The organism is Pseudomonas sp. MF6396, assembly GCF_002018915.1.
In the GTDB taxonomy this organism is placed as follows: domain Bacteria; phylum Pseudomonadota; class Gammaproteobacteria; order Pseudomonadales; family Pseudomonadaceae; genus Aquipseudomonas; species Aquipseudomonas palmensis.
In genome coordinates, this window is sequence record NZ_MVOK01000007.1 from 177020 (window position 1) to 202982 (window position 25963).

The window sequence follows — 25963 nt, forward strand, 5'->3', positions numbered from 1 at the left end:
CTAACGCATGAGAATCACCGGTCAGTGCCGATGTGGGCAAGTCACCCTTGAGATCGTGGCGCGGCAATTGCCGCCGCTGTATGCCTGCCACTGTTTGAACTGCCAGCGCTGGAGCGGCAGTGCGTTTGGTCTGCACATGCTGAGCGCGGCTTCGGCTGTTCAGGTGTCTGGCGAAACGGCGATCTTTGAGCATGAACACCAAGGTCAAACGTCTACCCAACATGCCTGCGGTACATGTCATACCCGGCTGTTCAACGAGACGACGGCAGCACCCGGCATGCGAGTGGTACGGGCCGGCATCCTGGAAGGGGCTGAGCGCTTCGAGCCGGTTGCGCATATCTGGACTCGGCGCAAGCAGCCATGGCTGGTGCTGCCGGGAGCAATCGCACAATGGCAGGAGAGCCCCACGCCAGAAGCATTTGCCGCCGCATTAGGGTAAGAGCTTGCTCTTCCATAAGTGAAGATGTCGCTCGCCGAGCGGCAAATTATCAGGGTTGACTACGTCCGCTTTGGGTCGTAAGCGGTCTTTCACCCAAGACCGCATACGGCCAGAATCTCTAGCTGCCGCAACAGACTGCAACGTATTAGTCAGCCTCAAGCGCAGGCCGCTCTGCGCGCCTTAAGCCTTTGAATTCAAAAGCAAGCCAGATCGTCAAAATGAATGCATCAGCACTCAGACGGTAACGCCTCCTCCTTCCCTCTGCCAGAAACTTGAATCCCCACCCCAACCCCGTTAACCTTGCTCAGTCGCTGTAAATCCAGCGTCCAGGTTTGGTCACCTGAGATAAATCAAGGCGCACAAAGCGCCGCATCCGAATCAGTGGCGCTTTTTTGTGTCTGCTGTTTCGTGTTATGGCGGCTGTGCGTGGGGCGCATTCGTGCGCGCCGGGTTCCTTGATTCCCGGTTGACCAACCTGCGTACAGCCGCCACCCATCGTTTGGTCACGATGCTGGTCGGCTCCACCAATCAAGGAGCTGCACAATGACAAAAATCGTCCCTGATCCCCCACTCCCCAACACCCCGCGCAAACCCGCCTACACCTCCTTCGGCTGTTGCCACGGCGATCACCCTCCCCTGTTTTCCGTGCGCGAAGACATCAAGCTCGAAGATGCGCTGGTCTACCTGTCGATCATGATCCAGTGTGCAAGGGACACCACCGCACAAGCCTGCGAACGCGCCGATGAGCAGTTCAAAAGCCTGCTGATGGCCTCGCAACATTCGCTGGAATTGAGCAACGCATTGATCGAGTCGGTGCTTGATGGCATGGAGGCGAAAGCGGTCAGTAACTGATGACGCAACACACGGGCCGCACACGCGGCCTATCGAAAGCAAAGAGGTGCGAGCGACCGCGTTCGGCCTTGTCTCAAATAGTGCCAAGGCCGCCCAAGATGGCCCACTCGCCCATCCCACTCAGCTTCAGACGGCAGCCGACTGCCTCAACCTGCGACTCAACCCAGGCGTCTTACCCGTAACACGCTTGAACGCCCGACTGAACGCCGCCTGAGACGTATAGCCCAAACGCTGCGCGACCTCTTCAATCGGCAACCTTTCCAGCGTCAGCCACTGGCTGGCAAGCCGCATTCGCACTTCGGTGACGTAGCGCAGCGGGGTCATGCCAATCGTCAATTGAAAACGCTCCGCAAAGACCGAGCGGGACGTATTGCATTGCTCCGCCAACTGCTCGACGGTCCAGTCGCGGCCCGGCTGTTGATGCAGCGCCAGCAGTGCACCAGCCAGGCGCGGATCGCGCAGGGCGGCAACCAGGCCAGAGGCGTTACCGCAGGCGCACTCGACCCAACCTCGAACGACCATGGCGGCGACCACGTCGGCCAACCGCGCGAGGATGCCGGCGAAGCCGATGCGTGCGGCGCTGACCTCGCGCTCCATGGTGGTGAGAATCGGCACCAGCCCGGGGTAACGCTGGCCGCCGGCATCAATCAGCATCAGGCCCGGCATCAGCTTGCCAAGGCCATGCAGGCTGCCCAATTCGAACTCCATGCAGCCACTGAACAAAAGCGTGGCCGGCATGGCGCCGGCATCGGTTCCGGTGTCCACCGCGCTGACGGCGTCGCCCAGAGGCTCGCCGTCCAGAAGGTCGATTTGCTGCACGGGCACGTGTGTATCCGAGAGCAATTGATGGGCCGCGCCATGGGAGATGAAGACAGCGTTACCGGCGCACAGCGCATAGGTTGTGCCGTCTTCCATGCGCAGCACCGCGTTGCCGACCGCCAGGAAGTGGAACCAGGCATGCCCGGGTTTGGCAGCGAAGCCCAAGCCGAAGGCCGGGCCCGCCTGGATACGCCGGTAGTCGACACCGCGCAGGCGCATGCCGCGCAACAGCTCGTTGATGAGATCGGAAGAGAAGGCAGATGGGTCCGTCGGCATGATTCAGGTGTTCTGGTCAAAAAATCGAGTTTTTCGATCATAGATCATCCGGATTCTCGCGCCTAGACTGCGGGTCGCAATTGAAGATTGGGAGATCCGTGCAATGACTGACCTTGTTTGCAATGCCGTACCCGACAGCCGTCCCGGCGCCGGGCCGGATGCAGAACCTGCAACCCCCGCGTGGATGGCCGTGTTCTCGCTGGCCATGGGCGTGTTCGGCTTGCTGACCGCGGAGTACCTTCCGGCCAGCCTGTTGACGCCAATGGCGACCGAGCTGGGGGTATCCGAAGCGCTGGCTGGCCAGGCGGTAACGGTGACAGCCGTGGTGGCGCTGTTCGCCGGCCTGTTGGTGCCAGGCCTGACTCGCAGCATCGATCGCCGCTGGGTGTTGCTGGGTTTTTCCACGTTGATGATCGCGTCCAATCTGTTGGTCGCCGTTTCCTCCAGTTTCGTGGTGCTGTTGCTGATGCGTATCTTGCTGGGCATCGCGCTTGGCGGGTTCTGGAGCATGGCGGCGGCGGTGGCGATGCGTCTGGTGCCGGGGGCGTTGTTGCCGCGAGCGCTCTCGATCATTTTCAGTGGCATCGCCATCGGGACGGTGGTTGCGGTCCCGCTGGGTAGTTATCTGGGTGGGCTATATGGCTGGCGCAGCGCGTTCTTTGCAGCGGCGGCGGTGGGGGTGGTGACCCTGGCGTTCCAGTCAATCACGCTGCCGAGCCTTGCGCCGCGCCGCCCGGCACGCCTGCGCACAGTGCTTGAAGTATTGCTGCGCCCAGGCATTGCCATGGGGATGTTCGGTTGTGTGCTGGTGCACAGCGGCCACTTCGCGATGTTCACGTATGTTCGGCCATTTCTCGAAGGCACGACCGGCATTGGCCCGCAGGGGCTGTCGCTGATGCTGCTGGGTTTTGGTGTGGCGAACTTTGTCGGCACCCTGGTGGCCGGGTGGATGCTTGCTCGCCACCCGTTGGCCACCCTGGTGTCGATGCCGGCGCTGGTGGGCGTTGCGGCACTGGCGCTGGTCCTGTTGCCGGCGTCGGTGCCAGGGCAGGCCGTACTGCTGGCGGTGTGGGGCCTGGCCTTTGGCGGTGTGCCGGTGGCGTGGTCGAACTGGGTCGCCAACGCGGTCCCTGACCAGGCGGAAAGCGCCGGGGGCATGGTGGTAGCGTCGGTACAGTCGGCCATCGCCACAGGCGCAGCCGCGGGTGGGGCAATGTTCAGCCTCGGTGGCAGCGCAGGCGTATTCGTGGCGGCGGCCGTGCTGATGCTGCTGGCCGCGTTGCTGATTGCACTGCGGGTGCGAGTTCCTTCGGTAGAGGCCGCTGTGCTGAACCGGTCGGCACGCCACTGATGATTCAGCTCTGCGGCGCCGATCCGCGATAGCGCCTTGCGCGCCGCCCTCCCCTTGGTCGATACACGCCAGGCGACACGGCAGCGAAGAATCGGTCAGCGGCCCTGGGGGCTATCTGCGAGCCAGTAATAGTCTGGCCAGTAAGGCCAGACATGGCGGTCGCGATGCACATGCTTGAGCGACAGGGTCTGGCCCGGGTGAAAGTGATCAGCCGGGTACTGACCTGACAACAGAACGGTGCGCGTTGTTGCGATCAGCGACTGGCAATAGTCACGCGCGGCTTTGTCGGCCCCCAGCACCTGACTGTGCGCAATTGAAAAGCCGAAGGCCGTCATCGGATGCCCGTCATTTTTCAGCCGGGTGAAGACAGGGGTCGGCTGCCGATACTCGGCAACGGGAACGATCTTGCCACCCAGTTGGCAGGCGAGCTCCTGGGCCATCAGCGGTGGGCAGACAAGCAGCAGCAGGCACAGTTTGAGCTTCATGTTCACGTCACAGTTCAAGTGTCCGGCCCCGCGCGTGGCGACTGACAGGCCCAAGCCACGCAGTCTAAGCCCGGCCATGGCGTGTGACCACACCGGGTGCCCCTCACCCGGTGTGCGTCAGGCTCGCCTCAGTAGATATACGCCAACCTGAACTGCAGCGAATGGTCGGTCATCGGCCCCGAGCGCACGTCCACATCCCGCCAGTACTGCCCCATTACCTGCCACTGCTTGCCCAGCATGGTGGTCGCCGACAGGCCGACCGTGCCGTTGTTGTGGCTGGTTTCCAGGGTCTGCCCGTCCAGCGTCTCGCGCGAGCCCCAGTTGTGCCGGTACGACAGCGCCACCGAGGTGGCCGGGGTGAAGTTGTAGCGCAGGTGGTTGTGCAACTGGATCAGCGGGTCACGGTGCGCACCGGTGTCGCGCTGCTCCTGGTAGAACTCGGTCTCGGCGATCACGTCCCACGTCCAGCGCTCGTTGAAGCCGTGCACATAGCCCACCTGGAAGTCCGCCGCCCAGCGGTTGCCGCTCAGGGCAAAGCCCTGGTTCTTGTCGGCGCCGGTGGGCGCGGTGACGAACAGCGACCAGCCCAGGTGGCGGTTGCGCTCCATGTCGGCCAGGCTCCACACCGTGGCGCCGAAGGTGATGTCGCCCAGGCCGCTGTTCTTCTGGCCGGTGGCGCCGATTTCCTGATGGCCGTAGGGGATGATGATCTGCGGGTCCCAGATCAGGCCGGTGTTGAAGAACTCGGTGAAGTGCACCAGACGCAGCACGCCCACGGTCAGGTCCAGGTCGAGGTTGTCGGCGGCGCGCTTGCCGCCCATGTACGAGCGGTCGATGCGCGGGTTCTGCTGGTACAGCAAGGCCAGGTCGGTGCCCGGTGGCAGCGCGGCATAGTCGCCGGAGTCGGGGCGTACATCGGCCAGCGCGGGGCTGGCGCACAGGGCAAGGAACAGCGAGCACGGCAATGCGCCGCCTTTGTGCCAAAGCGCTTTCATGGGGGGTCACCTGTCTACCGGTTAATTGTTATTGGAACGGGTTGAGGCTGCCCCGCTCGCACGCCTGGCGAGCGGGGTCGAGGGGTGGCTTACTGCGCCGCAGTGGCGTCGGCGGCGGCGCGCAGGTCAAGGCTGCGCTTGATGATGTATTGCTGGATCAGTTGCATCTGCGGCATGTCCAGTACCCCGGCAAAGCTCGGCATGCCCTTGCTCATGAACGCACCGCTGACGATGCCGACGAAGGCCTGGTGCTTGTCCGGGCTCAGGTAGCGCAGGTCGGGGATCACCCCGCCGCTGGCGGCGTTGAGGCCGTGGCAGGCGCCGCACATGCCGTTGAACAGGGTGCGGCCCTGGGCGATTTCATCCGCCGAAGCGGTCAGCGCGGGCACCTGCGGTGGCAGCACCGGGGCCTTGCGCGGCGGCGGCAGTTCGCCCTTGGCGCCAAGCTTGAACACCAGCACGCGGGATTCGGGTTGCACCTTGCCCTTGTCGGTCAGGCCGCCTGCGATCAGCGGCATGATGCCGCCCCAGCCGGCCATGAACGCCACGTACTGCTCGCCCTTGACCTCATAGGTGACCGGCCCGCCGAGCACGCCGGAGTTGGCGCGGTGCTCCCACAACTGCTTGCCCTTGTCGGCACTGAAGGCCATGACGCGGCCGTCCGAGGTGCCCTGGAACACCAGGTTGCCGGCGGTGCTGAGGGTGCCGCCGTTGCCGGACTCGACATAGTCGTGGGTCCAGGCGGCCTGCTGTTTGACCGGGTCCCAGGCAATCAGGTGGCCGCGCCAGGCGCTACGGATCTGGTTGAACACTTTTGGGTCTTCCGGCAGGTCGGGCACGTCCAGGCCGAAGTTCACCACCGACTTGGTCGGCAGGAACAGCGGCTTGTCGGCGGCCTTGAGTTCGGCCACGGTGTCCTGGGCCGGGATGTACACATAGCCGGTGTTGGGGTTGTACGACATCGGGTGCCAGCTGTGGCCGCCGAGGAAGCTTGGCTGTATCACCTTCGGCGCCTTGGCGTAGTCGGCCTGGTCGGTGAGGATGGGGCGCCCGGTCTTGGGGTCCAGGCCGCTGGCCCAGTTCACCTGCACGAAGTTGTTGCCCGAGATGAACTCGCCGTTGGTGCGGTCGATCACGTAGAAGAACCCGTTCTTGGGTGCCTGCATCAGCACCTTGCGGGTCTTGCCGTCGATCTGGATGTCGGCCAGCACGATCTGCTGGGTGGCGGTGAAGTCCCAGCGATCGCCGGGCGTCACCTGGAAGTGCCACACGTACTCGCCGGTTTCCGGGCGCAGCGCGACGATCGACGACAGGTACAGGTTGTCGCCCTCGCCCTGGCTGCGGAACTGGTAGTTCCACGGCGAGCCGTTGCCGGTGCCCACGTACAGCAGGTCCAGCTCGGGGTCGTAGGACATCGAGTCCCATACGGTGCCGCCACCGCCCCACTTGACCCAGCCATTGCCCTTCCAGGTTTTCATGGCCTTGGCCATGGCCTCGTTTTCCGGTGGCAGCGCCGGGTCGCCGGGCACGGTGAAGAAGCGCCAGGCCTGCTTGCCGGTCTCGGCATCGTAGGCGGTGATATAGCCGCGCACGCCGAACTCGGCGCCGCCGTTGCCGATCAGCACCTTGCCTTTGACGATGCGCGGGGCGCCGGTGATGGTGTAGCTCTTGTTGGGGTCCAGAACGGTGTCGACGCTCCACACCTCCTTGCCGGTGGCCGCATCGAGGGCGATCAGGCGCCCATCGAAGCTGCCCACGTAGACCTTGCCCTGCCACACGGCCACACCGCGGTTGACCACGTCGCAGCAGCCCTGGCTGAGTTTCTCCATGGGGATCTTGGGGTCGTACTTCCACAGCGGCTTGCCGCTGGCGGCGTCGAAGGCATACACGATGCTGAAGGCACCGGTGGTGTACATCACGCCGTCTACCACGATGGGGGTGGCTTCGGTACCGCGATCGATGTCGAGCTTCTGCGTCCAGGCCAGGCCAAGCCCGGCGACGTTCTGGTCGTTGATGCGGGTCAGCGGGCTGAAGCGTTGTTCGTCGTAGGTACGCCCGTGGGCGAGCCAGTTGGCGGCGTCCTGGTTGGCGTTGAGCAGTCGGTTGGCGTCGATGTTGCCGGGCGTGCCGGCGTGGGCGAGCGTTGACACGTAGAGCACGGCAAGCGGCATCAAGCGTTTCATTTTTTATTGTTATCCCGTTCTGGGTGGATCAATGAGTGGCGTGGCAGGCCATGACGGGATTAGAGCAAAGTCGGAGGGGGTAAAGCGCTTGCGTGTGTGCCAGGTATTTTTGTGTGCGTGCCATATTGCGGAGGCTGCTGCGTAGCCCATCGCGGGTCAAGCCCGCTCCCACAGGGATGGCGATAATCCTTGTGGGAGCGGGCTTGACCCGCGATCGAGCGCGCAGCGCTCGGCGTTACACCGGGCGCTTGAGCACCAGCGTCAGGATGTCGTAGCTGGCCACCAGCTCACCCAGCTGGTTGGTCACTTCCACATCCCACGCCACCACCCCTTGCGGCTGGCCCAGCGGGCTGGATTTGCCCTGGTCGATCTTGCGCTTGCAGGTCAGGCGCGCCTGGATGGTGTCGCCAATGCCCACCGGGCTGATGAAACGCAGGGTGTCCAGGCCATAGTTGGCCAGCACCGGCCCCTCGCCCGGCGAGACGAACAGCCCCGCCGCCGCCGACAGCACGAAGTAGCCATGCGCAATGCGCTTGCCGAACTGCGATTGCCTGGCCGCAATGTCGTCGAAGTGCATGTAGAAATGATCCCCCGACAGGCAGCCGAAGTTCACCAGGTCCGCCTCGGTCACGGTACGCCGATGGGTCAGCAGCGACTCGCCGATGCGCAGCTCTTCGAAGTGACGACGGAACGGGTGCACCTCGCTCTCGTACACCTGGGCACCGCGCACATACTCGCCGGTCACCGCCATCAGCATGCTCGGCGAACCCTGCACTGCCGCACGCTGCAGGTAGTGCTTGACCGCCCGCAGCCCGCCCAGCTCTTCGCCGCCACCGGCACGCCCAGGGCCGCCGTGCTTGAGCTGCGGCAAGGGCGAACCGTGCCCGGTGGACTCCGCCGCCGCCTCGCTGTCGAGGATCAGCAACCGACCGTGCCAGGCCGCAGCCACCGGAATGGCCTTGGCTGCCACCTCGCGGTCGGCGGTCACCAGGCTGGCCACCAGGCTGCCCTTGCCGCGCGCGGCCAGCGCCAGCGCTTCGTCCAGGTCGTGGTAGGCCATCAGCGTGCTCACCGGGCCGAAGGCCTCGATGTCGTGGGCACCGCCGTCGGCATGCGGGTCGCGTGCCTGCAGCAGGGTCGGCGCAAAGAACGCCCCTTCGCTCACGCCCTCGCCCCGTGGCTCGAAACCATCGCTGGCGCCGAACAGCTGGTCGCAGCTCTGCAGCAGGCTGCGCACCCGCTCGCCCACGTCGCGCTGCTGGTCATGGGAGGCCAGCGCGCCCATGCGCACGCCCTCAACCGACGGGTCGCCCACCACTACCTTGCTCAGGCGCTCGCGCAGGCGCGTGGCCACGGCGTCCAGGTGCTTGGCCGGCACGATGGCGCGGCGGATGGCGGTGCACTTCTGCCCCGCCTTGGTGGTCATCTCGCGTACCACTTCCTTGATGTACAGGTCGAACTCGGCATCGTCCGGCTTCACGTCCGGGCCCAGGATCGCGCAGTTGAGCGAGTCGGCCTCGGCGGTGAACGGCACCGAGTGGCGGATCAGGTTCGGGGTCACCCGCAGCTTGGCCGCGGTGTCGGCAGAACCGGTGAAGGTCACCACGTCCTGGCCTTGCAGGCGGTCGAGCAGGTCGCCGGTGCTGCCCACCACCAGTTGCAGGCTGCCGGCCGGCAGCAGGCCGGACTCATCCATCAGGCGCACCACCGCTTCGGTCAGGTAGCTGGTGGAGGTGGCCGGCTTGACGATGCACGGCATGCCGGCCAGAAAGGTCGGCGCGAACTTTTCAAGCACGCCCCAGATCGGGAAGTTGAACGCGTTGATGTGCACCGCAAGCCCCGCACGCGGCACCAGGATGTGGCTGCCGGCGAAGGTGCCCTGCTTGCCCAGCGGGATGGCCGGGCCTTCGTGCAGCAGGTTGCCCGAGGGCAGTTCGCGGCTGCCGATGCCGGCATAGGCGAACAGCGTGGCGTTGCCGCCCTCGATGTCGATCCAGCTGTCGGCGCGGGTAGCGCCGCTGTGGTGGGACAGTGCGTAGAGCTGTTCATTGCGCTCGGCCAGGTACAGCGCCAGGGCCTTGAGCCGCGCGGCACGCTGCTGGAAGTCCATCGCCATCAGGCTGCGCAGGCCCTCACGGCGCGCATGCTCGATGGCTTCGGCAAAGTCGGGCCGCTCTTCATGGCTGTACGCCAATACGTGCCCGTCCAGGGCGCTGCGCAGCGGCTGCGCGCCATGCTGGCCGAGCCAGCGGCCGGCGATGAAGCTTTGCAAGGTTGGGGCAACAGACATGAGGTGTCCTCCGGTTCTTTTAAGGGGCGCGCTTACCACAGCGCCAGGGTGTAGCCGATGATCAGGCGGTTCTCGTCCAGGCTGTTGGTCAAGCCGTTGCCTGAGCGGAAGGTGACGTTGCGCCAGCGCAGGCTGACGTTCTTCAACGGGCCGCTCTGCACCACGTAGGTGATGTCGGTGTCGCGTTCGCGCTCGCGGCCGTTGTCCACGGTCGCGGTCCTGGCATGACGCCCGTCGGTGTAGCGGGTCATGAAGCTCAGGCCCGGAATGCCCAGGGCGACGAAGTCGTAGTCGTAGCGCAGTTGCCAGGAGTCGAGCCCGGCGCGGGTGTAGGTGTTGTAGGTCACCAGGTTGACGGTGTACGGGTCGCCGCCGTTGAGGAACGGGAAGGCGCTGTCGCCCGACATCTGCTGGAAGGTGGCACTGACCTTGTGCGCGCCGCTGGCCAGGGTGAACATGCCGTTGAAGTTGCGGTTGTCGATGCGCCCTGCCCGCTCGGCGCCGTCGCCACGGCTGTCGAAATAGCGCAGGTCGCTGCGCAGGCTCAGGCCCTCGCCCAGCGGCTGGGTGTGCACCAGGCCGACGAACTGCTGACGGTAGATCTGGTCGAGCTTGGCGTAGTAGTAGGTCAGGTTCAGTTGCGGGGTGAAGGCATAGGTGCCGCCACCAAAATCGAAGCGGTCGCTGCTGGCCGCGCCGTAGCCGATGTCGTCGCGGCTGGAGGAATCGCGCAGGTTGGCCTTGGTCAGCCGCCCGGCGTTGAACGTCAGGCCGTCGATCTCCTGGCTGGTCAGCAGGCCGCCCTGAAAGCTTGCGGCCAGCAGGCGGGTGTCGTTGTACACCACCACCGGCAGGATCGGCTGCAAGGTACCCAGGCGCAGCACGCTCTTTGAGGCGCGCAGCTTGGCGGTCAGGCCCAGCTCGCTGTAGTCGTCGGCCGGTTCCAGGCTGTCTGGCCCGAACGGCAGCAGCCCGGTGCCGCGCCGATCACGGCTGGAGTCGAGCTTGATGCCCAGTTGCCCCATGGCGTCGACGCCTACCCCGATCGGGCCATCGGTGAAGCCGGACTCGAACTTCACGGTAAAGCCCTGGGCCCACTCCTCGGCCTTGGATTGCGGCGCGTTGCTCTGGCGAAAATCGCGGTTGATGTAGTGGTTGCGCAACTCGACCTTGGCATGGCTGTCGTCGATGAAGTCGGCCAGGGCCGGCGCGGCGACCAGGGGCAAGGCAAAGCCGGCCAGCAGCGAAGCCGGCATGAAGCGAATGTGGTTCATTATTTTTATACCCGACAATCGTTTTGGTTTATTAGTGTTTGCTTGCGCCTGCGGCACCGATGCCGGTCATCGAGCGGATGAACTGCGCCAGGTAGCGGCCGCGTTCCTGCGCTGCCCGCTCCGAGGTGTCGGTGACCGAGAACACCCAGGCGCCCAGGAACGCCAGGCTCATGGAGAACAGCGCCGGGTTGCTGTAGGGGAACAGCGCCGTTTCGTTGTGCAGCACGTTGACCCACACCGCCGGGCTGAGCACCAGCAGCACGATGGCCGAGACCAGCCCGCTCATGCTGCCGATCACCGCGCCACGGGTGGTCAGGCCCTTCCAGTACATCGAGAGGAACAGCACCGGGAAATTCACCGAGGCGGCAATCGCCAGCACCAGCCCGGACAGGAACGCGATGTTCTGCGACTCGAACATCAGGCCCAGGATGATCGCCAGCACGCCGATGGCCAGGGTGGCGATGCGCGACACGCGCATCTCTTGCTTCTCGGTGGCCTGGCCCTTGCGGATCACGCAGGCGTACAGGTCGTGGGACACCGCCGAGGCGCCGGACAACGCCAGCCCGGCCACCACCGCCAGGATGGTGGCGAAGGCCACGGCCGAGATGAAGCCCAGGAACAGGTTGCCGCCCACGGCCTGGGCCAGGTGCACGGCGATCATGTTGCCGCCGCCGATGATCGCGCCGTTGACGTCGCGGTAGCTTGCGTCGGTGCCGACCATCACGATGGCGCCGAAGCCCACCATGATCAGCAGCAGGTAGAAGTAGCCGATGAAGCCGGTGGCGTAGAACACGCTCTTGCGCGCTTGCTTGGCGTCACTCACGGTGAAGAAGCGCATCAGGATATGCGGCAGCCCGGCGGTGCCGAACATCATGCCCAGGCCCAGGGAAATCGCGTCGATGGGGTTGGACAGCAGCCCGCCCGGGGCCATGATCGCGGTGCCCTTGGCGTGCACCTCGGTGGCGGCGCTGAACATCGCCTCGGTGCTGAAACCAAAGTGCTTGAGCACCATGAACGCCATGAAGCTGGTGCCCGAGAGCAGCAGCACGGCCTTGATGATCTGTACCCAGGTGGTGGCGAGCATGCCGCCGAAGGTCACGTAGAACACCATCAGCACGCCCACCAGCATCACCGCATACAGGTAGCTGATGCCGAACAGCAGCTCGATCAGCTTGCCGGCGCCGACCATCTGCGCCACCAGGTACATCAGTGCCACGGTCAGGGTGCCCAGGGCCGAGGTCAGGCGTACCGGGGTCTGGTCCAGGCGGTACGACACCACGTCGGCGAAGGTGTACTTGCCCAGGTTGCGCAGGCGCTCGGCAATCAGGAACAGGATGATCGGCCAGCCGGCCAGCACGCCCAGGGCGTACAGCAGGCCATCGTAGCCGTTGAGGAACATCATCGCGGAAATGCCCAGGAACGAGGCGGCGCTGATCATGTCGCCGGCGATGGCCAGGCCGTTCTGAAAGCCGGTGAGGCCGCCGCCTGCGGTGTAGAAGTCACTGGCCGAGCGGGTGCGCTGTGCGGCCCAGCGGGTGATGCCCAGGGTGAACACGACGAACAGCAGGAACATGCTGATGGCTGTCCAGTTCATTTCGCGCACTCCTGGCGGACCTTGTCGTTGAGCGGGTCGAGCACGTTGTTGGCGCGGTACACGTAGATCCCGGTGAGGCCGAAGGACACCAGCACCACCAGCACGCCGACCAGCATGCCGACGGTGGTCACGCCGCCGCTGAGCGATTGCCCCAGGGTGCTGGGGGAGAACGCCACCAGCAGCACGAAGCCGTAGTAGATGACCAGCATGGCCAGGGTCAGCGACCAGTTCAGGCGCTGCTTGCGCCGTACCAGTTGCTTGAAGTCGGGGTGCTTGCAGATGCTGTCGATGTCTTCGGGGGTCATTGGGGCGCTCTCTTGGTGTTGTTGTTTTAGTTTTCAGGGCACACAGGTGTTGCGGTGTTCAGGCGGGCCTCATCGCCGTGTAGGAGCCGGCCTTGCCGGCGATGGGACCGACGCGTTATCAGACCTGATCGAAGTCCAGCACCACCCTGTCGCTGACCGGGTACGTCTGGCACGACAGCACATACCCCGCCGCCACTTCGTAGTCCTCCAGGGCGTGGTTGCTGTCCATCTCCACCTCCCCTTCGATGACCTTGCACTTGCAGGTCGAGCACACCCCGGCCTTGCACGAGTACGGCAGCTCGGCGCCGATGGCATTGCCGGCATCCAGCACGCTGACGGTGTTGCGCGGCAGGTCGAAGGCCAGCGCCCGACCGTCGCTGATCACGGTGATCTGGCTGACGGCGGCGTCCAGCTGGCGTGCCGCCTCGCGGGCTTCACGCTTGCGTTCGTCGCCCGCCGCTGCAAACAGCTCGAAATGGATCTTCTCCCCCGCCATGCCATTGGCCTTGAGGCTGTCGCGCACGGTCTCGGTCATCGCCTGCGGGCCGCAGATGAAGGCGGCGTCCAGCGCCCTGGGGTCGAGCCAGCGCGAGAACAGCTGACCGCACTTGTCGGCGTCGATGCGCCCGTTGTACAGGTCCACGTCCTGCTGCTCGCGGCTGAACACGAAGATCAGGTTCAGGCGTTGCAGGTAGCGGTTCTTCAGGTCTTCGAGCTTGTCGCGAAACAGCGCGCCGGAGCTTGAGCGGTTGCCGTAGAGCAAAGTGAAGCGGCTGTCGGGTTCGCGCTCCAGGGTGGTCTTGATGATCGACAGGATCGGCGTGATGCCGCTGCCCGCCGCCACCGCCAGGTAGTTGCCGCGACGGGTCGGGTCCAGTGGCACGTGGAAGCTGCCCGAAGGCGGCATCACTTCGAGGCTGTGGCCGACCTTGAGCACCTCGTTGGCAAACGCCGAGAAGCGCCCGCCGGCCACGCGCTTGATCGCCACGCGCAGCTCGCCGTCTTCCACGCCGCTGCAGATCGAGTACGAACGGCGCACTTCCTCGTCGTCCAGTTGCGTGCGCATCACCAGGTACTGGCCCTGGGTGAAACGGAAATCGTCCTGCAGGTGCGCCGGCACTTCGAAGGCAATCGACACCGCATCGCGGGTCTCGGCGCGCACATCCTTGATGGTCAGGCTGTGAAATTGACTCATGCTGTTCTCCCGCTGCACGGCGCCAGCGCGCTCAGATGCATTTGAAATAGTCGAAAGGTTCCAGGCACTCGCGGCACCGGTACAGGGCCTTGCAGGCCGTGGAGCCGAACTGGCTGAGCAGCTCGGTGTGGCTGCTGGCGCACACCGGGCACAGCACCTGCGGGCTCTCGCCCAGCAGGCTGCGCTTGCTGGCACTGCCCACGGGCGGCGCGATGCCATAGGCACGCAGGCGCTCGCGCCCCTGCTCGGTGATCCAGTCGGTGCTCCAGGCCGGCGTCAGGCGCCGCTCCAGGCACGGCGCGGCGAACCCGGCCTGCTCCAGCGCCTGGCGGATATCGCCCTCGATCACCTCGGTGGCCGGGCAGCCCGAATAGGTCGGCGTGACCACAAGGTGCAGGTGGCCGGCCTGCCAGTGCAGGTCGCGCACTATCCCGAGGTCGACCACGCTGACCACCGGCACTTCCGGGTCCATCACCTGCTCCAGCACCGTCCAGGCGTGGCTCAGGTCATCGGCCCGCAGTGCCCGCGCACCGTGGTCGCTGGCGATCAGCTCACCAGGTTGCATCGGGGTAGGCCCGTGGCAAAAACTGCATTTCGGCCAGCAGGATGCCCAGGTGCTCGGTGTGCATGCCGGTACGTCCGCTGAGGTAGAAGTGGCTGGCCGCAGGCGGCAGCGGCAGTTCGACCGAGGCGAAGGTGGCCTCGACCTGGTGCAGCCAGGCCGCGCCGACCTGCGCCGGGTCGACGCCGATGCCCGCTGCGGCCAGGCGGGTTTCAGCCTCGCTGCCGCTGGCCAGCTCCACGGTGAAGCGCCACACCTGCGCGATGGCCGCGAGCATGCGCCGGCGACTTTCGTCGGTGCCGCCACCCAGGCGCTGCACCCATTCACTGGAGCGACGCAGGTGGTAGGTGACCTCCTTGAGCGCCTTGGCGGCGATGCCGGCGATGCGCAGGTCGGTGGAGTCGCACAGGCCCTTGAGCACCTGCAGGTGCCAGGCGTCGAACAGGAACTGCTTGGCCATGGTCACGGCGAAATCGCCGTTGGGCTGCTCCACCAGCAGCAGGTTGCGGTAGGCGCGCTCGTCGCGGCGAAACGCCAGGTCGTCGGCATCGCGGCCGTCGGCCAGCAGCTCGGCGGCGTAGTCCAGCCAGTTGCGCGCCTGGCCCACCAGGTCCAGGCCGACGTTCATCAGCGCCAGCTCTTCCTCGATGGCCGGCGCCTTGCCGCACCACTCGCACAGGCGCTGGCCCTGGATCAGGGCGCTGTCGCCCAGCAGCAGCAGGTAATGGATCAGATCGTCTTGGGTGCTGTTCATGGTCGACCTCACATGTGTCCGACTTCGTCGGGCAGCTCGTAGAAGCTGGCGTGCCGGTAGACCTTGTCGTCGGCCGGGTCGAACAGCGGGTCCTTCTCGTCCGGCGAGGAGGCCACGATCAGCGCCGAGGGCACCACCCACAGGCTTACGCCTTCGCTGCGGCGGGTGTACAGCTCGCGGGCGTTCTCGATGGCCATGGCGTCGTCGGCGGCATGCACGCTGCCCACATGCTTGTGGTTCAGGCCGTGCTTGCTGCGCACGAACACTTCGTAGAGGGTCCAGACAGACATCGTGTATCTCCCATCAGTCGCCGGTTCAGGCGGCGTTCTTGTTCTGTTGTTTGCGGGCGTAGGCGACGGCGGCTTCACGCACCCAGGCGCCGCTTTCGATGGCATTGCGCCGGGTGGCCAGGCGTTCCTGGTTGCACGGGCCGTTGCCCTTGAGCACGTCGAAGAATTCCTGCCACTGGATGGCGCCGAAATCGTAGTGGCCGCGCTCGGCGTTCCACTTCAGGTCGGGGTCGGGGGCGGTGCAGCCCAGCAGTTCGAGCTGCGGGATGGTCTGGTCGACGAAGCGCTGGCGCAGTTCGTCGTTGCTCTGGCGCTTGATCTTCCAGGCCATCGACTGCGCGCTGTTGGGCGAGTTGTCGTCGCTGGGGCCGAACATCATCAGCGCCGGCCACCACAGGCGGTTGATCGCGTCCTGCACCATGTCCTTCTGGGCCTGGGTGCCGTGGCGCATCATGGTCAGCAGAATCTCGTAGCCCTGGCGCTGGTGAAAGCTCTCTTCCTTGCAGATGCGCACCATGGCCCGTGCGTAGGGGCCGTAGGAGGTGCGCTGCAGCACCACCTGGTTGACGATGGCCGCGCCATCCACCAGCCAGCCCACCGCGCCCATGTCGGCCCAGTTGAGGGTCGGGTAGTTGAAGATGCTGGAGTACTTGGCCTTGCCGCTGTGCAGCTTGGCGATCTCTTCGTCGCGATCGGCACCCAGGGTTTCCATGGCGCTGTACAGGTACAGGCCGTGGCCGGCTTCGTCCTGGATCTTGGCCATCAGCTGCAGCTTGCGCTTGAGGGTCGGGGCACGGGTGACCCAGTTGCCCTCGGGCAGCATGCCGACGATCTCGGAGTGGGCGTGCTGGGAAATCTGGCGGATGAGGGTCTGACGGTAGGCGTCGGGCATCCAGTTCTTGGCTTCGATCTTGATTTCGGCGTCGATCTTTTCCTGGAAGGCACGTTCCTGGGGCGACATCTCGTCCAGGGACTTGATGCGTTTGACGCCGGTTTCGACAAGCTGTGCGTACATGTTCGGGCTCCCGCCTCAAGGCTGGTTGGGCATGGGAGTATTTATAAGCGATACACAATTCAATATCAAACAGCTTTTTAGTGTATCTAATGTTTTTTTGTATCGCTTTGCTCTGAAAGCGGACCGCTACGCGCTCCATCGCGGGTCAAGCCCGCTCCCACAGGAACACGCTTTACCCAAGAACAAAAAAAAGCCCCGACCAGGTCGGGGCTTCGGCAGCCATCAGCTATCAGCTGGCCAGACGCTTGTCGTACACATGACAGGCCTTGCCTTCCGAACGTTTCAGCGTGCCCAACGGCTGCAGCACGATGCGCGTGCTGATGCCGATGTAGGTCTTGATCTGCTTGCCCAGCTCGGCGGTCAGCAGCCTGCGCTGGGCCTCGTCGTAGTGCTGGCATTCGGCACGCAGCTCCACGTGCACATCCACCGTGTCGAGATTTCCATCACGATACAGATAAATCTCATAGCACTCTGAAAACTGTTTTATTTTCAGAACCTGTTCCTCGACCTGGGTCGGGAACACGTTGACCCCACGCACGATGAGCATGTCGTCGCTGCGCCCGGTGATCTTGTCGATGCGCCGCATTGGCCGCGCGGTGCCGGGCAACAGGCGCGTCAGGTCGCGGGTGCGGTAGCGGATCATCGGCAGCGCCTCCTTGCTCAGCGAGGTGAACACCAGCTCGCCCATCTGCCCGTCGGGCAGCACCGCACCGGTCACCGGGTCGATGATTTCGGGGTAGAAGTGGTCTTCCCAGAGGGTCGGCCCGTCCTTGGTCTCGGCGCACTCCATGGCCACGCCCGGGCCCATGATTTCCGACAGCCCGTAGATATCCAGCGCAGTGATGCCCATGCGCTGCTCGATGGAGCGACGCAGCTCGTCGGTCCACGGCTCGGCACCGAAGATCCCCAGGCGCAGCGCCAGCTTGTGCGGGTCCAGCCCCTGGCGCTCGATCTCGTCGGCCAGGTTGAGCATGTACGAGGGCGTGACCATGATGATGTCCGGCTGAAAGTCGTTGATCAGCTGCACCTGCTTCTCGGTCTGCCCGCCCGACATCGGGATCACCGTGCAGCCCAGGCGTTCGGCGCCGTAATGCGCGCCCAGCCCGCCGGTGAACAGCCCGTAGCCATACGACACATGCACCTTGTCGCCCTTGCGCCCGCCCGCGGCGCGGATCGAGCGCGCCACCACGTTGGCCCAGGTGTCGATATCGTTCTGCGTGTAGCCCACCACCGTCGGCTTGCCGGTGGTGCCGCTGGAGGCGTGCACCCGCACCACGTCATGCATGGGCACGGCGAACATGCCGTAGGGGTAGTTGTCGCGCAGGTCGGTCTTGGTGGTGAACGGGAATCGGGCCAGGTCGTCCAGCGAACGCACCTCGTCGGGGTGCACCCCCAACTGGTCGAAGCGCTGGCGGTACAGCGGCACGTTCTGGTAGGCGTGGGACAGGCTCCAGCGCAGGCGGTCAAGCTGGTGCTGGCGCAGTTCATCGATGCTGGCGGTCTCCAGCGGGTCGAGTACAGCAGTGTTCAAGGCGGCCATGTTCATGTGTTCACTCTGATTCTTTTTATGGTTCAGCCCCTGACGGGCCCGAGTGTGGGAGCTGCACGGCTCCCGCTGTGTTGCCGGCTCAGGTTCGTTCGATGATCATCGCGATACCCTGCCCCACGCCGATGCACATCGTGCACAGCGCGTACCGCCCGCCGCGCTGCTCCAGTTCCACCAGTGCGGTGGTCACCAGGCGAGCGCCGCTCATGCCCAGCGGATGCCCCAGGGCGATGGCGCCGCCATTGGGGTTGACCCGCGGGTCGTCGTCAGCCAGCCCGAGCTCGCGCAGCACCGCCAGGCCCTGCGCGGCGAAGGCTTCGTTCAGCTCGATGACATCCATGTCGGCCAGGTTCAGGTTGGCCAGTTCCAGTACCTTGCGCGTGGCCGGCACCGGGCCGATGCCCATGATGCGCGGCTCGACGCCAGCCGTGGCCATCGCCACCACCCGCCCCCGGGCCTTGAGCCCGAAGCGCGCAGCCTGTGCCGGGCTTGCCAGCAGCAGCGCACAGGCACCGTCGTTGACCCCCGAGGCATTGCCCGCCGTGACACTGCCGCCCTCGCGAAACGGCGTACCCAGGCGTTGCAGCATCTGCAGCGTGGTGTCGCCACGCGGGTGTTCGTCGTGCTCGACGCGCCTGGGCTCGCCCTTGCGCTGGGCAATCGACACCGGCACGATCTCCTGCGCCAGGCGCCCGCTGGCCTGGGCAGCCGCCGCACGTTGCTGGCTGCGCAGGGCGAAGGCGTCCTGGTCGGCACGGGAAATGCCGAACTGTGCGGCGACGTTTTCGGCAGTCTCCGGCATCGAGTCGATACCATACGCCTTTTCCATCGCGGCGTTGACGAAGCGCCAGCCAATGGTGGTGTCGTACAGTTGCGCCTGGCGCGAGAAGGCCTGTTCGGCCTTGCCCATCACCAGCGGTGCGCGCGACATCGACTCTACCCCGCCCACCAGCAGCAGGCCGGCTTCGCCACTGCGGATCGAGCGTGCGCCCAGGCCGATGGCGTCCATGCCCGAGCCGCACAGGCGGTTGACCGTGGTGCCCGGCACTTCCATCGGCAGGCCGGCCAGCAGCGCCGACATGCGCGCCACGTTGCGATTGTCTTCGCCGGCCTGGTTGGCGCAGCCGAACAGCACGTCGTCCACCTGCGACCAGTCCACCTGCGGGTGGCGCGCCATCAGCGCACGCAGCGGCACCGCGCCCAGGTCGTCGGCACGTACCGTGCTCAGCGCGCCGGCATAGCGCCCGATGGGGGTGCGCACGGCGTCGATGATAAGGGCGTCATTCATCTGCGGTCTCCTGGGCAAGCACTGTGCCTTGCACCTTGTAAGATTTGCCATGGAACAGCGCGATCAGCTGCCCGTTCTGGTTTTCCACACGCACGTCGTAGTTGCCGGTGCGTCCACCACGGCTCTGCTCGACGCAACTTGCATTGAGCGTGTCGCCCATCAGTGCCGGGGCGATGTAGTCGATGCTGCAGCCCAGGCCGATGGTGACCTGGTTGTAGGTGTTGCAGGCCACGGCAAACGCCGAGTCGGCCAGGGTGAAGATGTAGCCGCCATGGCAGGTGCCATGGCCCTGGATCATGTCGGCGCGCACCGGCATGCTCAGGCGCGCCCTGCCCGGCGCGACGCTCAGCAGTTGCATGCCCAGCGCGAGGCTGGCGCGGTCACGGGCGAGCATGGCCTGGGCACATTGGCTGGCAAGCTCGGTGGCGTTCAGGTCAGTCATGCAATGCCCTCCCCTCGGCGACCGTGCGCCGCAGCAGCAGTGATGGCCGGTAGCGGCTTTCGCCGTAGGCGGCCTGCAGATTGTCGAGTACCGCCAGCACCTGCGTCGGGCCGATGGCGTCTGCCCAGGCCAGCGGGCCTTGGGGGTAGTTCACGCCCTTGCGCATGGCCAGGTCGACATCCGCCGCCGTGGCCACGCCCTGCAGCACCGCGTCGGCGGCTTCGTTGGCAAGCATGGCCACGGTGCGCATCACCAGCAGCCCCGGCACGTCGGCCAGCGGGCTGACCACCAGGCCCGCGGCCTGCAGCAAGGCCACAGCCTGGTCGCGGGCAGCGGGGGTGGTGTCGGCGGACCAGCTGATGCCGATGCGCCCGGCGGTGGCGTAGTCCAGCGCCAGGTCGAACAGCACGAGGTTGTGCAAGCCTTCGTCGCGGGCGCGCTGGCTGGCCAGGCGACCGTCGGTCAGGGCTAGCACGGCGTCGCCCACGCGTATGACTGCGCGCCCGCATCGCGGGTCAAGCCCGCTCCCACAACGACCGGTGGGCGCGGGCTCGACCCGCGCCACCTTCTTGATGCCGTGCGCCTCGATACGCGCCAGCAAGCCCTGCGCAATGCCCAGGTCGCCTTCGACTTCGCAGGCCTCGATGCGCAAACCACTGCGCAGCTCGCTGACCACCGGGCGCGCGGCCGAGGGCCCATAGTCATAGAACCCCTGCCCACTCTTGCGCCCCAGCCGGCCGGCATCCACCAGCGCCGCCTGGATCAGCGACGGCTGGAAGCGCATGTCGCCGTAATAGGCATCGAACACCGAACAGGTGACCGCGTAGTTGACGTCATGCCCGATCAGGTCGGTCAGCTCGAACGCGCCCATGCGAAAACCGCCGGCCTCGCGCATCAGCGCATCCAGCGTGGCGCACTCGGCCGCACCCTCCTGCAACAGACGCAGGCTTTCGGCATAGAACGGGCGCGCCACGCGGTTGACGATGAAGCCCGGGCTGGAGCTGGCATGCACCGGCGCCTTGCCCCAGGCCCTGGCCGTTGCATACAGGCTGGCCGCTACCTGCGGCGCCGTGGCCAGCCCCGAGACGATCTCGACCAGCGCCATGACCGGCGCAGGGTTGAAGAAGTGCACGCCCACGAACCGCTCGGGCCGCGCCAGGCCGGCCGCGATGCGGGTGATCGACAGCGACGAGGTGTTGCTGGCCAGCACGCAGTCGGCCGTGCAGATTGCTTCCAGGCGAGCGAACAGCTCACGCTTGGCGTCGAGGTTCTCGACGATGGCCTCGATCACCAGCCCCGCATCCGCCAGCTCGTCGAGCGCCTGCACCGCGTGCAGGCGCGCCAAAGTGGCCTCGCGCTGCGCGGGGTCGAGCTTGCCCTTCTCCACCCGCTTGCCCAGTTGCACACCCAGCCCCTCGATGGCCGCGCTCGCCGCCCCCGGGCGGCTGTCGTGCAGCAGCACCGGATGCCCGGCCTGCGCCGCCACCTGGGCAATGCCGGCGCCCATGGCCCCGGCACCGATCACCGCCACCACAACGCTTGTGTCCAGTGCGCTCATGCTCAGCACCCCTTGAACACGGGGGCGCGCTTGGCCATGAAGGCGGCCACGCCCTCGCGGTAGTCCTCGCTGCGCCCGGCCAGGCGTTGCAGGTCGCGCTCCAGGTCCAGTTGCTGGTCAAGGCTGTTGTCCAGGCTGGCATTGAGCCCGCGCTTGATCAGTGCCAGGCCCGAGGTGGGCTGTGTCGCCAGCTGTCGCGCCAGGCCCAGGGCCTCGTCGCGCAGGGCCTCGTCGTCGACGCAGCGGTAGATCAGCCCCCACTGCTCGGCCTGCTCGGCCGACAGCTTGTTGCCCAGCAGCGCCAGGGCCTTGGCCCGCGCCACGCCGACCAGCCGCGGCAGGAACCAGGTACCGCCCGAGTCGGGCACCAGGCCGAGTTTGCAGAACGCCTGGATGAAGCTGGCCGACCGCGCCGCCAGCACCAGGTCGCAGGCCAGCGGGATGTTCGCCCCGGCGCCGGCGGCCACGCCGTTGACCGCGCAGATCACCGGCAGCGGTAAATCGCGCAGGGCGCGAATCAGCGGGTTGTAGAATTTTTCGATGGACTCGCCCAGGTCGGGCATCTGCGCACCGGGCGCAACGTTGCGGTCGGACAGGTCCTGCCCGGCACAGAAGCCGCGCCCTTCACCGGTAAGCAGCAGCACACGCACCTGGGCATTGGCGCGTACCTGCTTGAGCGCCTCCTTCACTTCGGCGTGCATCTGCGCGTTGAAGCTGTTGAGTTGCTCGGGACGGTTCAGGCGCAGAAAGGCCACGCCGTCGTCTATGTCGAAAAGAATGTGCTCGAAGGTCATGACCAGTACCGCTCGCAAGGTTGAAGTAAAAGGGGCCGGCGCACTCAGCGGCCGGTGAACACCGGTGCGCGTTTTTCGCGAAAGGCACTGATGCCCTCGCGCCGGTCATCGGTGGCGGCCAGCACAGTGAAGGCGTGGCGCTCGAAACGCAGGCCGCTGGCAAGGTCGGTATCCATGGCCTTGAGCAGCGATTCCTTGGCCAGGCGCACGGCCAGCGGGGCCTTGCGCGCGATGGCCTGGGCGATCTGCACGGCGCGCTCGACGGTGAATTCGGGTTGGGTGATTTCGCTGACCAGGCCGGCCTGTTGCGCGGTGCGCGCATCGATGGGCTCGCCGGTGAGCACCATCTGCATGGCCATGGACTTGCCCACCGCGCGCAGCAGACGCTGGGTACCGCCGGCGCCAGGCATGATGCCCAGGTTGATTTCCGGCTGGCCGAAGCGCGCATCCACGCCCGCCACGATGATGTCGGCGTGCATCGCCAGCTCGCAGCCACCGCCCAGGGCAAAGCCGTTGACGGCCGCCACCAGGGGCTTGCTGAAGCGGCTGATCTGCTGCCAACAGGCAACACGCGGGTCGTTGAGGATGCCCACCGCATCGCGCTCGGCCATCTCGTTGATGTCGGCGCCGGCGGCAAACGCCTTGCGGCTGCCGGTGAGCACCACGGCGCGGCAGCTGTCGTCACGCTCCAGGCGCTCGAGTTCGGCTGCCAGCTCGCCGAGCAGGCGGGTATTGAGGGCATTGAGCACCTCGGGGCGGTGCAGCGTCACCAGGCAGATGCCGGCGTGGGAGTTATCAAGCAACAGGGTGTCAGGCATGACGGTCACCGCACGGGCCAGTCGAGGCTGGCTGTTATTGTTGGGTCGAGGCCGATTGCGGCAGAGTATAGCCACAATACGATACACAAAATCAACTTTACTATGACTTGACTGTGTCTGTTTGTTTTCCATGCGTGCCAAACAAACCCTGCAAACACTGTGCTTATCGCGAGAACAGCGCCAAGAAGCGATACATAGAAGCATTGCAAACAAGTAACAATACGTTATATTCGCTGTCATCCCGATCCACAGGAAACCGACATGACCTGCTACAGCCTTGGCGGCATCACCCCGGTCATCGACCCCAGCGCCTACGTGCACCCCTCGGCGGTGCTGATTGGCGACGTGATCGTCGGCCCCGACTGCTATGTAGGCCCGCTGGCCAGCCTGCGCGGCGATTTCGGACGCATCATTCTCGAACAGGGCGCCAACCTGCAGGACACCTGCGTGATGCACGGCTTCCCCGACAGCGACACGGTGATCGAGCGTAACGGGCACGTGGGCCACGGCGCCGTGCTGCACGGTTGCCGCATCGGTGCCGATGCGCTGGTGGGCATGAACGCGGTGGTCATGGACGGCGCCGTGATCGGTGCCTGCTCGATCGTCGGCGCCACCGCCTTCGTCAAGGCCGGCTTCGACTGCCCGCCCCGCTCGCTGGTGGTGGGCTCGCCGGCCCAGGTAAAACGCAGCCTGAGCGACGCTGAAGTGCACTGGAAGCAGGGCGGCACGGGCGAGTACCACGCACTGACCCGGCGCTGCCTGGAGCAGATGGTGGAATGCAGCCCCTTGAGCCAACCCGAACAGGACCGCAGACGTGTCAGCGACAGTACGTTCCGCCCGAAAAACCACACGGCCTGAAGTGCCGGCGGCAACGCTGGCCTTGAAGGACAAACGGCAGTTATATTCCGGGGTTTCACCCAGCGGATCCTCCATGTCGTCGCTCGCGCCCCTCAATCAGCTCGTCACCCGTTTCCAGGAACAGATCCCGATCCGTGCCAGTTCGCTGATCGTCACCCTGTATGGCGATGCCATCGAACCCCACGGCGGCACCGTGTGGCTGGGCAGCCTGATCCAGTTGCTCGAGCCCTTCGGCATCAACGAGCGGCTGATCCGCACCTCGATGTTCCGCCTGACCAAGGAAGGCTGGCTGACCGCCGAAAAGGTCGGCCGGCGCAGCTACTACAGCCTCACCGGTGCCGGGCGGCGGCGTTTCGACAAGGCCTTCAAGCGGGTGTACAGCTCGGTGGTGCCGCAGTGGGATGGCTCCTGGCACCTGGCGATGCTCACCCAGCTGTCTGCCGACAAGCGCAAGCAGGTGCGCGAAGAGCTCGAATGGCAAGGCTTTGGCGCCATCTCGCCGGTGGTGCTGGCCAGCCCGCGGGCCGACCGCACCGACATCAACGCCACCCTGCTGGACCTGGACGCGCTGGAAGACACCATCCTGTTCGAGACCACCGGCCAGGACGTGATGGCCTCCCGCGCCTTGCGTGCCCAGGTGCGCGAAAGCTGGCGTATCGAGGAGCTGGGGGCGCAGTACAGCGAGTTCATCCAGCTGTTTCGCCCGGTGTGGCAGGCGCTGCGCGAGCAGGACAGCCTGCAGCCGATGGACTGCTTCATGGTGCGCCTGCTGCTGATTCACGAGTACCGCAAGCTGCTGCTGCGCGACCCGCACCTGCCCGACGAACTGCTGCCGGGCGACTGGGAGGGCCGCGCCGCACGCCAGCTGTGCCGCAACCTGTATCGACTGACCTGTGCCCCGGCCGAACAGTGGCTGAGCAGTGCGATGGAAACCGCAGACGGCCCGCTGCCCGATGCCAGCGAAAACTTCTACCGGCGCTTCGGCGGGCTGCGCTAACCTGCAGCGCGTGCCCCCAGCCATCACATGCACCCTAACAACAATGCCAGGTGTGAGGTGTGACCCATGAATACCGCTACTGCCCAGCAGCACTTCCAGCAATGGCTGGCCGACATCAACCATGCCTGCGGCGAGTTCGACGGTGCCGCGCTGGGGGATGCGTTCAGCGGTGAGATTCGCCCCCGCCAGCTGGGCGCCCTGCGCTTCAGTCACGTGAGCAGCTCTCACGCGCGGCTGCTGCGCACGCCGCGCGAGGTGCAGCGCAGCAGCGAACACAAGTACTTTGCGGTGTTCCAGCTCAAGGGCATGGCCAACATGGCCCAGGACGACGCCCGCGAAGTGCTGATGCCGGGGGACATCCTGCTGATCGACAGCGCACGCCCCAGCGACTTCACCTTTGGCGATGCCTCCCAGCAGATCTCGCTGATACTGCCCCACGACCGGGTCGACCAGCTGCTGCGCTTCACCCCGGTGGAGATCGGGCGCAAGATCCCGGCCGGCTCGCCGGTCGCCCTGCTCGCCCAGCAGATGCTGTTGTCCTCGACCCAGCTGGACGAGGTGAGCCTGGCCGAAAGCGAAGCGGTGATCGATGCGCTGATCAGCCTGATGCGCCCGGCACTGTGCGGCAGCGACAGCAACCCCGACCCGCATGAACGCATCTTTCGCAAAAGCCTGGCGCTGATCGAGACGCACATTGCCGACGAGGCGCTGTGCCCGGAGATGATCGCGCGCGACATCGGCGTGTCGATGCGCGGGCTGTACCGGGTGTTCGCCAAGAAGGGCCTGGTGATCGCGCAGTACATCAAGAACCGGCGCCTGGACATCTGCGCCGAAACCCTGCGCAACCCGCAGTCGACCCTCAAGCTGTCGGCGCTGGGGTACACCTGGGGCTTCTCCAACAGCAGTTACTTCACCACTGCGTTCAAGCAGCGCTTTGGCGTGTCGCCCGGCGAGTACCGCAAGCGCTACAGCTGAGCGCCTGC

The 25963-nt window shown here is 65.7% G+C and carries 24 protein-coding genes and 1 pseudogene; 6 read left to right on the forward strand and 19 right to left on the reverse strand.

Going from position 1 to position 25963, the window contains the following annotated elements; all coding sequences use genetic code 11:
* Positions 1–7: 7 nt before the first annotated feature.
* A complete protein-coding gene (locus MF6396_RS09695) occupies positions 8–439 on the forward strand; it encodes a GFA family protein (protein ID WP_012051932.1) in 432 nt (143 codons plus the stop codon).
* Positions 440–982: 543 nt separating this feature from the next.
* Complete coding sequence (locus MF6396_RS09700) at positions 983–1291, forward strand: DUF3077 domain-containing protein (RefSeq protein ID WP_078480193.1); 309 nt, start codon at positions 983–985, stop codon at positions 1289–1291.
* A 126-nt stretch (positions 1292–1417) separates the two neighbouring features.
* Here the strand turns inward: MF6396_RS09700 and MF6396_RS09705 are convergent, their stop codons facing one another.
* On the reverse strand, positions 1418–2386 hold the full coding sequence (locus MF6396_RS09705; protein ID WP_078480194.1) for an AraC family transcriptional regulator: 969 nt from the start codon (positions 2384–2386) through the stop codon (positions 1418–1420).
* A gap of 103 nt (positions 2387–2489) precedes the next feature.
* Between MF6396_RS09705 and MF6396_RS09710 the strand changes: the two genes are divergently transcribed.
* Complete coding sequence (locus MF6396_RS09710; RefSeq protein WP_058541126.1) at positions 2490–3737, forward strand: MFS transporter; 1248 nt, start codon at positions 2490–2492, stop codon at positions 3735–3737.
* 95 nt (positions 3738–3832) lie between these two features.
* Here MF6396_RS09710 and MF6396_RS09715 read toward each other — a convergent pair whose 3' ends face one another.
* The 18 genes and pseudogenes from MF6396_RS09715 to paaF form a co-directional block, all read right to left on the reverse strand.
* The gene (locus MF6396_RS09715; RefSeq protein ID WP_153046072.1) at positions 3833–4222 is read right to left on the reverse strand and encodes a hypothetical protein; all 390 of its coding nucleotides are present in this window, start codon (positions 4220–4222) and stop codon (positions 3833–3835) included.
* Between the two features lie 128 nt (positions 4223–4350).
* Positions 4351–5217, reverse strand: coding sequence for a transporter (locus MF6396_RS09720; protein ID WP_078480196.1), 867 nt, complete (start codon positions 5215–5217; stop codon positions 4351–4353).
* A gap of 89 nt (positions 5218–5306) precedes the next feature.
* Positions 5307–7400 carry a PQQ-dependent dehydrogenase, methanol/ethanol family gene (locus tag MF6396_RS09725; RefSeq protein WP_078480197.1) on the reverse strand — a complete coding sequence of 698 codons (2094 nt, stop codon included), beginning with the start codon at positions 7398–7400 and terminating at the stop codon, positions 5307–5309.
* Positions 7401–7635: 235 nt separating this feature from the next.
* The gene (gene paaZ / locus MF6396_RS09730; RefSeq protein ID WP_078480198.1) at positions 7636–9690 is read right to left on the reverse strand and encodes a phenylacetic acid degradation bifunctional protein PaaZ; all 2055 of its coding nucleotides are present in this window, start codon (positions 9688–9690) and stop codon (positions 7636–7638) included.
* A 32-nt stretch (positions 9691–9722) separates the two neighbouring features.
* Positions 9723–10964 carry an OprD family porin gene (locus MF6396_RS09735; RefSeq protein ID WP_043862998.1) on the reverse strand — a complete coding sequence of 414 codons (1242 nt, stop codon included), beginning with the start codon at positions 10962–10964 and terminating at the stop codon, positions 9723–9725.
* A 31-nt stretch (positions 10965–10995) separates the two neighbouring features.
* Positions 10996–12564 (reverse strand): annotated as a pseudogene (locus tag MF6396_RS09740) (cation acetate symporter); the annotation flags it as partial.
* The gene (locus tag MF6396_RS09745; RefSeq protein WP_043863000.1) at positions 12555–12863 is read right to left on the reverse strand and encodes a DUF485 domain-containing protein; all 309 of its coding nucleotides are present in this window, start codon (positions 12861–12863) and stop codon (positions 12555–12557) included. The gene MF6396_RS09745 and the pseudogene MF6396_RS09740, both read right to left, overlap by 10 nt.
* A 118-nt stretch (positions 12864–12981) precedes the next feature.
* Entirely contained in the window at positions 12982–14058 is a 1077-nt protein-coding gene (paaE, locus tag MF6396_RS09750) for a 1,2-phenylacetyl-CoA epoxidase subunit PaaE (protein ID WP_043863001.1), read from the reverse strand.
* 31 nt (positions 14059–14089) lie between these two features.
* Positions 14090–14623, reverse strand: coding sequence for a 1,2-phenylacetyl-CoA epoxidase subunit PaaD (gene paaD / locus MF6396_RS09755; protein WP_054915435.1), 534 nt, complete (start codon positions 14621–14623; stop codon positions 14090–14092).
* A complete protein-coding gene (gene paaC / locus MF6396_RS09760) occupies positions 14610–15374 on the reverse strand; it encodes a 1,2-phenylacetyl-CoA epoxidase subunit PaaC (RefSeq protein WP_078480199.1) in 765 nt (254 codons plus the stop codon). The genes paaD and paaC overlap by 14 nt, the downstream gene beginning before the upstream one ends.
* A gap of 8 nt (positions 15375–15382) precedes the next feature.
* The gene (gene paaB, locus MF6396_RS09765; RefSeq protein WP_043863004.1) at positions 15383–15664 is read right to left on the reverse strand and encodes a 1,2-phenylacetyl-CoA epoxidase subunit PaaB; all 282 of its coding nucleotides are present in this window, start codon (positions 15662–15664) and stop codon (positions 15383–15385) included.
* A gap of 25 nt (positions 15665–15689) precedes the next feature.
* The gene (paaA, locus tag MF6396_RS09770) at positions 15690–16679 is read right to left on the reverse strand and encodes a 1,2-phenylacetyl-CoA epoxidase subunit PaaA (protein ID WP_054915436.1); all 990 of its coding nucleotides are present in this window, start codon (positions 16677–16679) and stop codon (positions 15690–15692) included.
* 229 nt (positions 16680–16908) lie between these two features.
* Positions 16909–18225, reverse strand: coding sequence for a phenylacetate--CoA ligase PaaK (gene paaK, locus MF6396_RS09775; RefSeq protein ID WP_054915437.1), 1317 nt, complete (start codon positions 18223–18225; stop codon positions 16909–16911).
* 82 nt (positions 18226–18307) lie between these two features.
* Positions 18308–19513 carry a 3-oxoadipyl-CoA thiolase gene (gene pcaF / locus MF6396_RS09780; RefSeq protein ID WP_078480200.1) on the reverse strand — a complete coding sequence of 402 codons (1206 nt, stop codon included), beginning with the start codon at positions 19511–19513 and terminating at the stop codon, positions 18308–18310.
* Entirely contained in the window at positions 19506–19955 is a 450-nt protein-coding gene (gene paaI / locus MF6396_RS09785; RefSeq protein ID WP_043863008.1) for a hydroxyphenylacetyl-CoA thioesterase PaaI, read from the reverse strand. The genes pcaF and paaI overlap by 8 nt, the downstream gene beginning before the upstream one ends.
* Positions 19948–21513: a 3-hydroxyacyl-CoA dehydrogenase PaaH gene (gene paaH / locus MF6396_RS09790; protein WP_078480201.1), complete on the reverse strand. Its 1566-nt coding sequence runs from the start codon at positions 21511–21513 to the stop codon at positions 19948–19950. The genes paaI and paaH overlap by 8 nt, the downstream gene beginning before the upstream one ends.
* 2 nt (positions 21514–21515) lie before the next feature.
* Positions 21516–22307 (reverse strand): 2-(1,2-epoxy-1,2-dihydrophenyl)acetyl-CoA isomerase PaaG, encoded by a 792-nt coding sequence (paaG, locus tag MF6396_RS09795; RefSeq protein ID WP_043863010.1) that lies wholly within the window; start codon positions 22305–22307, stop codon positions 21516–21518.
* 44 nt (positions 22308–22351) lie between these two features.
* Positions 22352–23125 (reverse strand): 2,3-dehydroadipyl-CoA hydratase PaaF, encoded by a 774-nt coding sequence (paaF, locus tag MF6396_RS09800; RefSeq protein ID WP_054915468.1) that lies wholly within the window; start codon positions 23123–23125, stop codon positions 22352–22354.
* Between the two features lie 261 nt (positions 23126–23386).
* Between paaF and paaY the strand changes: the two genes are divergently transcribed.
* From paaY to feaR, 3 genes are all read left to right on the forward strand, one after another.
* Positions 23387–23983, forward strand: a complete 597-nt coding sequence (gene paaY / locus MF6396_RS09805; RefSeq protein WP_043863012.1) for a phenylacetic acid degradation protein PaaY — start codon at positions 23387–23389, stop codon at positions 23981–23983.
* Between the two features lie 73 nt (positions 23984–24056).
* A complete protein-coding gene (gene paaX, locus MF6396_RS09810; protein ID WP_054915441.1) occupies positions 24057–24980 on the forward strand; it encodes a phenylacetic acid degradation operon negative regulatory protein PaaX in 924 nt (307 codons plus the stop codon).
* Between the two features lie 66 nt (positions 24981–25046).
* Complete coding sequence (gene feaR, locus MF6396_RS09815) at positions 25047–25955, forward strand: transcriptional regulator FeaR (RefSeq protein ID WP_043863014.1); 909 nt, start codon at positions 25047–25049, stop codon at positions 25953–25955.
* Positions 25956–25963: the final 8 nt, after the last annotated feature.

Excerpts from the sequence above, each read along its gene's own strand:
- MF6396_RS09695 (WP_012051932.1), top strand. The coding sequence starts at position 8 with ATGAGAATCACCGGTCAGTGCCGATGTGGGCAAGTCACCCTTGAGATC.
- MF6396_RS09700 (WP_078480193.1), top strand. The coding sequence starts at position 983 with ATGACAAAAATCGTCCCTGATCCCCCACTCCCCAACACCCCGCGCAAA.
- MF6396_RS09705 (WP_078480194.1), bottom strand. The coding sequence starts at position 2,386 with ATGCCGACGGACCCATCTGCCTTCTCTTCCGATCTCATCAACGAGCTG.
- MF6396_RS09710 (WP_058541126.1), top strand. The coding sequence starts at position 2,490 with ATGACTGACCTTGTTTGCAATGCCGTACCCGACAGCCGTCCCGGCGCC.
- MF6396_RS09715 (WP_153046072.1), bottom strand. The coding sequence starts at position 4,222 with ATGAAGCTCAAACTGTGCCTGCTGCTGCTTGTCTGCCCACCGCTGATG.
- MF6396_RS09720 (WP_078480196.1), bottom strand. The coding sequence starts at position 5,217 with ATGAAAGCGCTTTGGCACAAAGGCGGCGCATTGCCGTGCTCGCTGTTC.
- MF6396_RS09725 (WP_078480197.1), bottom strand. The coding sequence starts at position 7,400 with ATGAAACGCTTGATGCCGCTTGCCGTGCTCTACGTGTCAACGCTCGCC.
- paaZ (WP_078480198.1), bottom strand. The coding sequence starts at position 9,690 with ATGTCTGTTGCCCCAACCTTGCAAAGCTTCATCGCCGGCCGCTGGCTC.
- MF6396_RS09735 (WP_043862998.1), bottom strand. The coding sequence starts at position 10,964 with ATGAACCACATTCGCTTCATGCCGGCTTCGCTGCTGGCCGGCTTTGCC.
- MF6396_RS09745 (WP_043863000.1), bottom strand. The coding sequence starts at position 12,863 with ATGACCCCCGAAGACATCGACAGCATCTGCAAGCACCCCGACTTCAAG.
- paaE (WP_043863001.1), bottom strand. The coding sequence starts at position 14,058 with ATGAGTCAATTTCACAGCCTGACCATCAAGGATGTGCGCGCCGAGACC.
- paaD (WP_054915435.1), bottom strand. The coding sequence starts at position 14,623 with ATGCAACCTGGTGAGCTGATCGCCAGCGACCACGGTGCGCGGGCACTG.
- paaC (WP_078480199.1), bottom strand. The coding sequence starts at position 15,374 with ATGAACAGCACCCAAGACGATCTGATCCATTACCTGCTGCTGCTGGGC.
- paaB (WP_043863004.1), bottom strand. The coding sequence starts at position 15,664 with ATGTCTGTCTGGACCCTCTACGAAGTGTTCGTGCGCAGCAAGCACGGC.
- paaA (WP_054915436.1), bottom strand. The coding sequence starts at position 16,679 with ATGTACGCACAGCTTGTCGAAACCGGCGTCAAACGCATCAAGTCCCTG.
- paaK (WP_054915437.1), bottom strand. The coding sequence starts at position 18,225 with ATGAACATGGCCGCCTTGAACACTGCTGTACTCGACCCGCTGGAGACC.
- pcaF (WP_078480200.1), bottom strand. The coding sequence starts at position 19,513 with ATGAATGACGCCCTTATCATCGACGCCGTGCGCACCCCCATCGGGCGC.
- paaI (WP_043863008.1), bottom strand. The coding sequence starts at position 19,955 with ATGACTGACCTGAACGCCACCGAGCTTGCCAGCCAATGTGCCCAGGCC.
- paaH (WP_078480201.1), bottom strand. The coding sequence starts at position 21,513 with ATGAGCGCACTGGACACAAGCGTTGTGGTGGCGGTGATCGGTGCCGGG.
- paaG (WP_043863010.1), bottom strand. The coding sequence starts at position 22,307 with ATGACCTTCGAGCACATTCTTTTCGACATAGACGACGGCGTGGCCTTT.
- paaF (WP_054915468.1), bottom strand. The coding sequence starts at position 23,125 with ATGCCTGACACCCTGTTGCTTGATAACTCCCACGCCGGCATCTGCCTG.
- paaY (WP_043863012.1), top strand. The coding sequence starts at position 23,387 with ATGACCTGCTACAGCCTTGGCGGCATCACCCCGGTCATCGACCCCAGC.
- paaX (WP_054915441.1), top strand. The coding sequence starts at position 24,057 with ATGTCGTCGCTCGCGCCCCTCAATCAGCTCGTCACCCGTTTCCAGGAA.
- feaR (WP_043863014.1), top strand. The coding sequence starts at position 25,047 with ATGAATACCGCTACTGCCCAGCAGCACTTCCAGCAATGGCTGGCCGAC.